This is a genomic window from Ruminococcus sp. 5_1_39BFAA (genome assembly GCF_964240875.1).
Taxonomy (GTDB): Bacteria; Bacillota; Clostridia; order Lachnospirales; family Lachnospiraceae; genus Blautia_A.
In genome coordinates this window covers 1-11,277 of the sequence record NZ_CAXSVO010000050.1, presented here as the reverse complement: position 1 = coordinate 11,277, position 11,277 = coordinate 1, and the positions used below count along the sequence as shown (strand labels likewise).

The following is an 11,277-nucleotide window of genomic DNA, read 5'->3' as shown; positions in this document are numbered from 1 at the left end:
ACATCATTATGGAACTGATATAATAATTCGCTGTTTTTGTGCAAGAGACAGGAACTTTATTTTGCGGGGCGACAGCTTAGAAAACCAGCAGAGCGAATTCTCCACCCTGTTCCAGTCGCAGTACACGCCTAAGCTGGACTTGAATCACTTCGTCTCCAATGCGGAACTGGCCAGAACGGTGTCGAAGCAGGGCATCCTCCGGGTGGCGGCTTACATCCGTGTCTCCTCGGATTCCGACGACCAGGAGAACTCCTACGAGACTCAGGACAAGTATTTCACCTCGCTGCTTCAGCAGAATCCCGACTGGACGAGCGCCGGTGTCTATGCCGACTACGGCATTTCCGGCACGAACAAGGAGCGGCGCACCGGCTATAGGCGGCTCCTGCGCCATTGCCAGGAGGGGAAAATCGACCGCATCGTGTGCAAATCCATTTCCCGATTCGCCCGCAATACCAGCGACTTCATGACTGCGCTGGACATCCTCCACGATAACCATGTGACCATCCTCTTTGAAAAGGAGAACCTCGATACGCAGGATTCTGCCAGCAACTTCATCCTGACGACCCTTGCGGCCATTGCCCAGGAAGAATCCCGCACCATTTCCACCAACATCCAATGGAGCAACCAGAAGAGGTTCCCCAAGGGGCACACCCAGAACATCGACCTCTACGGCTACCGCTTCATGGAGGGAGAGGACAGCATCGAAACGCTGGAGGGCGGTTACCAGATCCGCCGCCTTGAAATCGTCGAGGAAGAAGCCGAGGTCATTCGCTACATCTTCAACGAGGTCAATGACGGAAAGCCCTATGTGGATGTGGCACGGGAGTTGAACAACAGGCACATCCCGGCGCCCAATGTGGGGAAGAAGCCGAAGAAAGCGAAGAACCGCAGTACGACCAAGGAGGGCATCGAGTGCGGCTGGACGGGTGCCATGATCTCCAGGATAATCAGCCTTGAACGGTACTGCGGAGATGTGCTGCTCCAGAAGACCTACACCCCCGACTTCCTGTCGCATCGGTCGGTCAAGAATGAAGGGCAGAAGCCGCAGTACATGGTGCGCGACCACCATCCCGCCATCATTGACCGGGAACTGTTCGAGAGTGTGCAGATAGTGCGGAGTATCAATGCAGCCCGTTGCAAGAACAGGTCAAAGGAGAAGACCCTGTACGCTTTTTCCAGCCGCCTGACCTGCGCCCACTGTGGCCGGTATTTCAATATCCGCAATGGGAATAACAACCGCATCTGGTTTTGCCCGACTGCGGCGCTGAACAACGGAAAGAACGTCTGCCACGCTGAGAAGGTCTACGAAGAACAGGTCGTCCGCATGTTCCGCAAGGCATTCATCGACCGCTTTGACCTGGTCGCAGAGCCGGTGCTGGACGATGTGACGGTGGCGGACATCATGAGCGGACGGTACGGTCAGGATGAGGAAAGCACCTGCCCCTTCACCCAGAAGGCGGATGATTTCGTATCCCAGATATGGATTCGCCTCAACAATGTCCAGAGGACCGACAACATGGAGCGTGACCGGGGCTTCCTGAAACGTCAGATCGATGCCCAGCAGGTGACCATTACGGAAGCGGGGAAGCGCACCCGCAGATTGATCTCCGAAAAGGATACGCTGGAGACTCGGCGGAACCTGCTGGGGGACACCAACGTGACGGATGAGGAAATCGCCTCGGTGAGAGAGCGGCTGGAAACTGAGACTGCCCGCCTGCAGGAAGCCCAGGGTGAGAAAGCCAAGCTGGAGCAGCACCTTTCCGACCTCGAAGCCTACTGGGAGAAGCTGGAGGGGGACTATCAGGAACGGGAAAAGGCACTGGAGTGGATGAAGACCCTGCTGGAAGGACATGAGGGCACGGTGGCTTTCCTGAACGGTCTGACCAGCGATTATGTTCGAGCTTTTGCGCTAGACATCACCGTCCACGACCCGCTTCATTACACCGTCCGCTGGTTTGACGATACGAAGACCGAGGTGGAGATGTACTCCAATGTGGAGGACTTCCGCTACACCAGCGACTACTTCGATGGCCAGCGGATGCGGTCGAAGCGTGAGTTTCGGAGAGCGTGAGGATAGGTAATATACACAGCGGTACAGCCATAGCACCGCAGAAAGAGAGGATTATATGGAACAGATGGAACAGATGGAACAAGCAATGCAGAATGCGCAAGCAGCGAGAAAACCGGAAATCAATGTGATTCCGGCAACGGTACGCTCTGTGGAGAACGGCGGCCAGATCAAGAAGCAGAGGAACCTCCGGGTTGCGGCCTACTGCCGCGTCTCCACCGGAGACGAAAGCCAGCAGACCTCCTACACCACCCAGAAGCGTTTCTACACTCAGCTGATCACCAGCAAGCCCGGCTGGACGCTGGCCGGCATCTACGCAGACGAAGCGATTTCCGGCACCTCCAGAGCAAAGCGTAAGCAGTTCAACGAGATGATGAGGGCGGCGCTGGGCGGCAAGATGGACTACATCGTGACGAAATCCATCTCCCGTTTTGCCCGCAACACCATTGACACTCTGGACTGCGTCCGACAGCTCCGGCAGCTTAATCCGCCTGTGGGCATCTATTTCGAGAAAGAGAACATCGACACCCTTGACGCCACCGGCGAGCTGATTTTGACCATCCTTTCCGCACTGGCGCAGGATGAATCCCGGTCGATTTCCGATAACATCCGCTGGTCCATCCAGCGCAAGTTCCAGCGCGGCGAAGCGATGGTGGACTTGAGCCGGATGCTGGGCTACGACAAGGGGCCGAACGGCGAGTGGCTCATCAACCCGGAGCAGGCAGAGATCGTGCGGTACATCTTCGATCGCTTTGTCTGCGGGGCCTCGTCCAACGCCATCGCAAAGGAGCTGAATGCGATGGGCAAGACTACGGTCAAGGGCAGCATCTGGCGGGCAGATTCAGTGCTGTACATCCTCCGCAATGAGAAGTATGTGGGCGACTGTGAGAACCAGAAGTACGTCACCAAGAACTTCCTGACCCACGAGGCAACCCGCAACAACGGCGAGGTGGCCAAGTATTATGTGAACGACCACCATGTTGCCATCATCGACCGGCTGACGTGGAACAAGGCACAGGCCATGCTTTTGGAGCGCGGCGCAAAGGCAAACGATAGAGCCAAGTCCAATAGTGAAGAGCAGCAGAAGCGCCGTGGGTCGAGGGCGTCGGTGTTCACCAACCTCACATGCGGCGAAGAGTATCATGGAAGGACGTGTGGTGAGAAGCTGTTCCGCATTGGCTACAACAATGCGCTGCCGGGCTATACGGACAATCGATCCCTTGCGGCCGAAGGCATCGCCCCGGAGGGGTACAGCGAACGGTATTATTACTACTACCCCGTATGGCGCTGCTCCAAAAACGGACAGGGAGCTTCCCACGGCTGCACCTCCGGCTCCACCTACGAGTGCGCATTGGAGCAGAGCTTCATGGAGAACCTGTACTGGCTCAAGCGGGATTTGGAAGCAAATGGGGATGACAGCTGGCTGATGCGCCAGTTTGCCGCCGCCTGCGAGAGGATGGAACGGGCAAGCGGTCGGAACAGCTACTCCACCCAGCGGCTCCAGACGGTGGAGATGCAGATTCGTGAGCTGGAGGAGAAGCTGAACAAGACCGTGGCCAACCAGGTAGAAGCCATGCGCATCGAGGCTTTGGAAAAGACCGCCGAGGCAAAGCACACCCTTGAGAATGGTTCTACGGACGATGTGCCGGTGGACATCATGAGCGGCATCTCGACGGTGGGTCTGGGTACGCAATGGTTCTGCGGGGATGAGATCAACAGCGATTCCGAAGCCGCCGTCTACGAGGAGCTTGCCAACGATATCCGTGACCGCATCGCAGACCTCAAGAGTGAGCGTGATGCCTTGGAGCTGGAGCAGGGTGCAACCACTATTGCCCGAAAGAACTTTGACTTCTTTGTTCGCTGCCTCAAGGCGCTGCCGGAGACGAACTTCGCCGGAATGAAGATGAACGTCAACGGTTTGGACGTGCAGGGCAGCCTGTTCCGGGACATGGAGGGCAAAGCAATCGCCGGCAAGCGCAGCAGTGCCCGGAGCGGACACATCAAGATCACCGAGGAGAAGCTGGCGGCGGCACCGGATTATCTGAACTTCGAGAAGGGAATCTACACGGCTTTCATCAAGAGTGGATTGGTCAAGGGCGACACGGTGGAGTACCAGACGAACTTCGGAGTGATGTTGACCACCACAGGTAACAGCCGGAACCTGAGCAGTTTCCTCGGCTTCCGCAGGGCGAACCCTGATGGCACGGTGATGTTCCTGGACGAGAAATGGAAGGTCAGCGGCCGGAGCGTGTGCTACACGAGGAAGAAGCTCAAGGATAAGGACAAGCTCAAGGCCAAGCGCCGGGAGAGCATGACCGAGGAAAAGCGGAAGAAGGGTGAAGAACTGCTCCGGCTGATCGAACTGGGGAGTGTGGGTAACTGATAGAGAAAAACTGAGGGAAAACATGAGAACAATAGAAAACCAGTAGCCGGTAGAGAACCGGCAACAGAGGATAACGGTACAGCCCCCATCGGGTGTGTGATTCAGGTCATGCGCTCGGTGGGGGCTTTTTTTGCTTTTGTGACATCAGCCACGGACATTTTTATCAAGCTACACATTATTATTTTTACTACCCACTTGCTATGTGCAAAATTCTGTTATATGTTGTGGATGGCCGGGATAAACACATAGCCAGGAGCTAAACAAAGCCCGGAGTAATATACAATCAGAAGGAGATTATAGAATATGAAAGACCTGAAATGGCTGTCGATAGAGGATTATGCCAAATCGCCGCTGGAACTGAAAGTGGTTAGTTGTATGAAGGGCTACCTCCGCAGGATGGAGCCAGAGGATGCGCTTCGGCGGTTGTCGGAGATCATCAAGCCAAAGGTGATCAGTCTGAATGAAGGCGGCGTACCGTTGCCGGTGCAAAGCGTCGTTGAAGGTGCAAAGCTCGCTGCGTTCATTGACGATGCGGTGGTGGATTCCATTAAGGAGCTGGAGCAGTGGCAATGCGTGGGCAAGAGGGAGATTGATTCACTCAAGAATATCAAGGGAAAAGTGTTCATCCAGAGCATGAGCGTGGATGTCATCCAATTTGTGGCGGATGCGTATCGGTGCTTGAAGTATTGAAAAGGATTCAAATTCTTATCCGAAATCAAGGTCAGCAGGGAAGTATCTGTGAAGATTGTAAGCTGATTTTTTGAGTGTGCCTTGACAAGGTGGTCAAAAAGGGTTATAATATGACTACCACGAAGACGAGGAGGTATGGTTATGAAAAGCGCAATTTCAATAAGGCCATCCAAAGATCTGAGGACAAATTATGCTCAGATATCTGCATTGTCAAGGGAAAACCCTGTGGCGATCACAGTCAATGGGAAAGAGGACACGGTTGTCCTCTGTCACGATGATTATGTAGAACAGCAGAACTATATCATGGAGCTTGAAGCAAGACTCGCGGTTTATGCTCATTTGGCGCAGGCGGCCGATGACCTGAAACTCGGAAGAGTACAGAACATGGATGATGCGTTCGATGACATCCTGTCAGAATTGGATGGACTTGAGCTATGAGTTATACGGTTAGACTGACAGACACCGCAAAACAAGATTTGCGAGAGATTGCATTCTGGATTGCTACGCAGTCCAAAGATATTGAAATAGCAAAACGTTTTGTAGGCGAGTTGAGAGATGTATGTGAAAAACTTGATACCTTCCCAAATGCCGGGAGTATTCCAAAGGACAGAGTCATTCGTAGCGCAGGATATCGGTTTACCGTTTACAAGGAATATCTGATATTTTATCTGGTTGACGAAAAGGAAAAACAGGTAAACGTAATGGCAATATTCAATGCTAAAAAGGACTATATGCGCGTAATGAAAAAGTATATTTGATTTAAGCTGCGATTATAAGAAAGAAGCCCAAAACACCAGCCCGCTGGCGCACTGTGTGAATCTCACATGGTGCGCTAGCGGGCTTCTTTTTTTTTCCATTTCGGAGGGTGAAAAGGCACTTGTGGACTTTTTGTATCTGCCCCGGCTAACCACAGACAGCACCCGGGATGAACCTGGGCGCCGCTGCTGGCTTATGCGGGGCAGTTATTGTTAGTTACAGTTGTTCAGTTGTGCGTCAGATTCCTAATCCGTACAGGATTGCTTTGAGCTCCTTTGCATTCCTGGTCAGGATTTCCTCTTCGGTTTTGTTGCAGTCGAGCAGTATGCGGTGAAGCTCTGAATCTGCTGTGGACGCATGGTGATTCAAGCTGTCCACAAGGAGATCGTCCGCAGAGACACCCAGAGCGTTGGCGATATCAATAAGTGCATCGAGACTGGGCGTACTGCTTCCGATTTCAATGAGGCTAATGTGCTTGCGGGAAATATTGATGATTTCTCCAAGTTCTTCCTGAGAAAGGTTTGCTTTTGTTCGGTAATACTTTACTCGTTTTCCTATGCTTGCGTAATCTATGGCCATGTTTACCTCCTAATTCATGACGACTCGCATAAGCCATGACATTATTAGCTCAAAACAAAACACATAGCAACATAGAACGAAACTTTAAACTGTTAAGACCGCAATAACCTACCCTCTCAGCAGCTCTGTGGTCTAAGGCGTTTTTGCTACCTATCAGGTGGCATTTTTGAAAACGTGCTACATATAGGGTAGCGGTCAACTCTGCAAAGAAAAAGTATACTTAAGATGAAGATTTGTATCTGGAATGGAAGGGTGAATCGATGAGAGGAGAGGTACCATGCAGGGACAAGAGGAATCCAATTTACTTACATTATATAGTGATGTTAGAGCGACTTCTGTACGTTGGCTCTGGTATCCGTATATTGCAATCGGGAAGATTACGCTCCTGCAGGGTGACCCCGGAGATGGGAAATCTACGATGATGATGAGCCTGATTTCGGAAGTCTCAAACGGTGGATTGACACCGGATGGAAAAGAAATAGGAAGACCACAGCGTGTGATTTATCAGTGTTCTGAGGACAGTGTGGCTGACACAATCAAGCCCCGGTTGGAACGATGTGGCGCTGATTGCCGGAATATTGCCTTCATAAATGAAGAAGTGTGCGGTGGCCTGACTCTTGATGATGAACGGATACGGCAGGCGATTATCTGCTTCAGGCCAAGGCTTGTTGTGATCGACCCGATACAGGCGTATTTGGGAAACGATTCAGACCTGTTGATTGCAGGAAGGGCGAGAAAACTGATGCAGAGGCTTGGAATGTGGGCGTCTGTATATGACTGCGCTGTTGTTCTGATCGGTCACCTGAATAAAAAAGAAGGCTCCAAGGATCTGTATCGGAGCCTTGGAAGCATTGATGTTGTTGCGGCGGCGCGAAGCGTTCTTCAAGTGGAGAGGAATATGACGGATAGCGATATCCGAATTGTTCACCAGATTAAGAACAGCCTCGCACCTGTGGGCAATGATATTGAGTTTGAGATTCGTCCAGAGACAGGGTTTCGATGGATAAAGTGCGAGAGTCCATTGATGCAGCCTACAAGCTCAGAACAGTTGGTATTCCAGACAAAGACAGAGAAGGCAGCTTACCTAATTAAGAAACTGCTTTCCAGCGAAGATATGAAGGCAAAAGAGATGTACATGCGCCTCAGTGATGAGGGAATCAGCCATAGGACCGCAGAGGACACTAGGAAGGAAGTCGGAGTACGGTGTTATCGGAAGATGCGGCAGTGGTATTGGAGTTTAAAGCCGGAGGAGGGAGCGCAGAATGACGGAAAATGAGAAATGCCTGAGTGCGGAAAAGAGAAAACAGAAAATCAGAGAACGCTATAGGGGCGTAGATAAAAATGAGATCGAGGTTATTCCGGCAAGAGCGATTATGAGTTTGAATGAGGATACCTCACATAAGCGCGTGGCGGCATACTGCCGTGTTTCAACGGATGATCCCAATCAGACTTCATCATTTGAACTCCAAAAGAACCACTATGAGGAGTATATCAAGGAGCATCGTGGCTGGGAACTGGTTGGAATTTATGCCGATGAAGGTATTTCTGGAACCTCTCTTGCGCATCGTGAAGAATTTAACCGGATGATGAATGACTGTACCTCAGGAAAAATCGACATGATTGTTACGAAGTCCATTTCCCGATTCGCAAGAAATACAGTTGATGCAATAAGTGCAGTTCGAAAATTGGCGCAGCTTAAACATCCGGTAGGTGTGCTGTTTGAAACAGAGAACTTGTATACATTGGATCAGACCAGTGAGATAATTCTGACAGTATTGTCAGCAGTCGCACAGGAAGAATCTCACATCAAGTCTGAAATCATGAATATATCGATCGAGCACCGTTTTTCCAAGGGCATTTTTCTAACCCCGGAATTGCTGGGATATGACAAGGATGAAGATGGGAATCTTGTCATCAACCCGGATGAAGCTGAAACTGTTAAGGTGATCTATTATCTGTATCTGAACGGCTTCTCCCTTTTGGAGATTGCTGACTTGTTGACAGAGTACCGACGGAAAACGAAGCAGGGGAACACCAGTTGGAATCCAGGCTCCATTATGAAAATAATTCAGAATGAGCGCCACTGCGGAGATGTGCTGGCCCGGAAGACATGGACGCCGAGTTATTTGAATCATAAATCCAGAAAGAATAATAACGATAGAACTCAGTACAGAAGGAGGGATCATCACGAGGCAATTGTATCCAGGGAAGTGTTCAATGCGGCCAATCAACTCCAAGCATCGAGGGGGTATGCGGCAAAAAATCGTCCCCTACCTGTGTTGAGTGTTGTGGATGATGGAGTACTGAAAGGATATGTTCCAGTGGACAAGGACTGGACAGGCTTCTCTGCTGAAGACTATCAGGAGGCATCATCCAGCGCCTATATCGAGGACTTTGAAACAGAGCAAACCCACATTGTGGAAGGAACTCAGCTGAATCTATCCGGTTACGAGATCGTCCGGGCGCAGTTTTTTTCTACATTGAGCAATCCTGCTATGACGATTTCCGATGGGAAAATGAGATTTAACACTGCCTGTCTGAGAAAGTTCGGAGAACAGGAATATGTAGAGCTTTTGCTCAACACTGTTGAAAGGTGCATAGCTATTCGGCCATGCAGTAAGGATAATCCGAATGCAATTCGGTGGGGACGATTGAAAGATTCACGCTGGAGTATTAGTGCTATCTCCTGTCGGGGGCTTGCTAGAATACTCTTCAAAATCATGGAATGGGAAAGTGAAACACGCTATCGCTTTCGTGGGGAATATATCGGCGATGGAGAAAACGAAATGCTGCTGTTCCAGTTGGATGAGCCTGAGATGATTAAGACGGAAGAGATTGTTCTGCCACCGCAGGAGCCGAAGCAGGATAGCCCTGAAGAAGATACGGAAGAAATCATAATTAAGAAGAGAATGATGGTGTTCCCCGCAACATGGACAAATAGTTTCGGCAGGGCCATTACCAGCATTACCTGTGTGAATATGCTGGTTCAGGAGCACTATGCAGGAAATTGGGATATTCTGCGCCCTGCAAAGGAAGTAGAGGACTACAGTCTGGTAACCGCGGATGAACTGAAGACCCTAATGCAGGAGGCAGAAATAATAATGAAAGGATGGGAGAACTCTTATGAAAGTGGAGCAGAAGATGAATGAATTAAGTAAGGAAGAACTTTCAGCCAGGGAGCAGAGGACGGCCGAACTGGAGCAGAGCTTCTCCTATGATGGATACCAGATTGTCCGAAAGGAGCTGTTTGCCCATCTGCGAGATCCGGCCATCACAATCCGGAAGGACAGCGTTACCTTCAACACGGCCTGCATTGAGGGACTTGAGGACGTTGTATATATCCACATGATGTTCAACAGGGAGCTGAAACGCATCGTCGTGGAGGGCTGCGATGAAAATGATAAGGACGCACTGCGCTGGTGCATCGCAAAGCCGGATAAACGGAAAAGCAGGAAGATGGTAGGCAAACCGTTCTCTGAGCTGGTTTATCGGGAAATGGGATGGGACGAGAACTGCCGGTACAAAATACTTGGCTACCGCATTCAGTTTGAGGGCAAGACACTCTATGTGTTTGATTTGATGGTTCCAGAAATCTTTCACGAGAGAAAGAGCCGCAAGAAAAATGAACAGGCATCTCAGGAAGTGGCCGAGATGCCTAATGAGGACGCCCAGAATAATAATGCGGCGGAAACCGAGGTCAATACGAGAAAGGGATATTATCCGGATGATGTTGCGAATACCTTCGGTGTCCCTGTAGAGCAGCATAGGGCGGATACGGAGATCCAACAGATGGACGGCTATATTTCAGTAGGGATACTGACAGGAGAACGGAAGTAGCAGTTTATTTTTGAGCATTGAGTTTTGCCGGGGGACAAGTGCGCCCTTTTTTAGGAGATGAGAATATGAGTGAAGAAGTGAACACGTTGTGGGATGCAAAGAAGCCGGGAATATCTGTAAATCTGGACACGGGGAGGATTGCCATCCATCGAACTACGCTGGAGATCATGGGGTACCCGGAATACTACCGATTTCTGCTGAATCTGAGGAAAAAGCAGCTTGCCATCCAGAGCTGTGGTATTGATGACGACGGGGCCCACAGGCTCCCTGAAATCAAGGATCGGGAAACCTGTGATGTGAACAGCAAGGACCTGATCAGGCTGCTATATCGAAGCTGCAAATGGAAGAACACGATGTCCTATCGGATTCAGGGGACTGGATTCCCGGAGCAGCAAACTGTGAACTTCAATCTGGATGATGCTTTAGAGCTGAATGAGATGAAGAGGACGACCGAGGCAGAAGGGGAGGCGTAAAGCTCATCCCGGGGAACCGTATGCGCGGAATGCCAAAATGATGTTATCATTCGTAAGATAACGTGAAATGGGATAAATGTAAATGTTCATTTTCCTGTTCGCGGCAGCGTCAGAGGTGTGTTTGTACATTTCTGTATCACTGTTTTGGTGGATTCCCAAAATGATAATATCATTCGCATTTTAACGTGAAAAAAATGATAACATCATTTGCGACCAACGCAAATGAACATTTCAGGATATGTAACTTTTTATGACCGCTGATTTGTACATCGGCGGTCTTTTTGTTTTGTACATTTTTCTTGGAGTTTTGTTCATAACCCATTTGAAAGTGATATTTATGGGGCAAAAATGTAAATAACCTGCGTCGATTCGCCTATTATAACGTGAAATCGGGTAAAGACCAATGTCTACCCTAACAGGTGTGTCATCGGATACACGTTTAAAACCAGTCCTGTCCAAGGCCCATTTTTTATCATCTTTATTTAACTTTT

11 protein-coding genes are annotated in these 11,277 nt (G+C 50.2%); 9 read left to right on the top strand and 2 right to left on the bottom strand.

What is annotated here, in order from left to right:
* Nucleotides 1-61 precede the first annotated feature (61 nt).
* From ACESZH_RS22940 to ACESZH_RS22920, 5 genes are all read left to right on the top strand, one after another.
* A complete protein-coding gene (locus tag ACESZH_RS22940) occupies nucleotides 62-2,071 on the top strand; it encodes a recombinase family protein (protein WP_373219366.1) in 2,010 nt (669 codons plus the stop codon).
* 55 nt (nucleotides 2,072-2,126) lie between these two features.
* The gene (locus ACESZH_RS22935; RefSeq protein WP_373219364.1) at nucleotides 2,127-4,451 is read left to right on the top strand and encodes a recombinase family protein; all 2,325 of its coding nucleotides are present in this window, start codon (nucleotides 2,127-2,129) and stop codon (nucleotides 4,449-4,451) included.
* 303 nt (nucleotides 4,452-4,754) lie between these two features.
* The gene (locus ACESZH_RS22930) at nucleotides 4,755-5,141 is read left to right on the top strand and encodes a hypothetical protein (protein ID WP_373219362.1); all 387 of its coding nucleotides are present in this window, start codon (nucleotides 4,755-4,757) and stop codon (nucleotides 5,139-5,141) included.
* A gap of 141 nt (nucleotides 5,142-5,282) precedes the next feature.
* Complete coding sequence (locus ACESZH_RS22925) at nucleotides 5,283-5,579, top strand: type II toxin-antitoxin system Phd/YefM family antitoxin (RefSeq protein WP_373219360.1); 297 nt, start codon at nucleotides 5,283-5,285, stop codon at nucleotides 5,577-5,579.
* Nucleotides 5,576-5,899, top strand: a complete 324-nt coding sequence (locus tag ACESZH_RS22920) for a type II toxin-antitoxin system RelE/ParE family toxin (RefSeq protein WP_373219358.1) — start codon at nucleotides 5,576-5,578, stop codon at nucleotides 5,897-5,899. The genes ACESZH_RS22925 and ACESZH_RS22920 overlap by 4 nt, the downstream gene beginning before the upstream one ends.
* A gap of 235 nt (nucleotides 5,900-6,134) precedes the next feature.
* Here the strand turns inward: ACESZH_RS22920 and ACESZH_RS22915 are convergent, their stop codons facing one another.
* Nucleotides 6,135-6,476, bottom strand: coding sequence for a helix-turn-helix domain-containing protein (locus ACESZH_RS22915; RefSeq protein WP_373219356.1), 342 nt, complete (start codon nucleotides 6,474-6,476; stop codon nucleotides 6,135-6,137).
* 277 nt (nucleotides 6,477-6,753) lie between these two features.
* Between ACESZH_RS22915 and ACESZH_RS22910 the strand changes: the two genes are divergently transcribed.
* The 4 genes from ACESZH_RS22910 (at nucleotide 6,754) to ACESZH_RS22895 (ending at nucleotide 10,786) form a co-directional block, all read left to right on the top strand.
* Nucleotides 6,754-7,752, top strand: coding sequence for an AAA family ATPase (locus ACESZH_RS22910; protein ID WP_373219354.1), 999 nt, complete (start codon nucleotides 6,754-6,756; stop codon nucleotides 7,750-7,752).
* A complete protein-coding gene (locus tag ACESZH_RS22905) occupies nucleotides 7,739-9,625 on the top strand; it encodes a recombinase family protein (protein ID WP_373219352.1) in 1,887 nt (628 codons plus the stop codon). Before ACESZH_RS22910 ends, ACESZH_RS22905 begins: the two co-directional genes overlap by 14 nt.
* Nucleotides 9,600-10,313 (top strand): hypothetical protein, encoded by a 714-nt coding sequence (locus ACESZH_RS22900; protein ID WP_373219350.1) that lies wholly within the window; start codon nucleotides 9,600-9,602, stop codon nucleotides 10,311-10,313. Before ACESZH_RS22905 ends, ACESZH_RS22900 begins: the two co-directional genes overlap by 26 nt.
* 65 nt (nucleotides 10,314-10,378) lie before the next feature.
* The gene (locus ACESZH_RS22895) at nucleotides 10,379-10,786 is read left to right on the top strand and encodes a hypothetical protein (RefSeq protein WP_373219348.1); all 408 of its coding nucleotides are present in this window, start codon (nucleotides 10,379-10,381) and stop codon (nucleotides 10,784-10,786) included.
* A gap of 231 nt (nucleotides 10,787-11,017) precedes the next feature.
* Here the strand turns inward: ACESZH_RS22895 and ACESZH_RS22890 are convergent.
* The coding region (locus ACESZH_RS22890) for a hypothetical protein (RefSeq protein ID WP_373219347.1) at nucleotides 11,018-11,277 on the bottom strand (260 nt) is incomplete at its 5' end.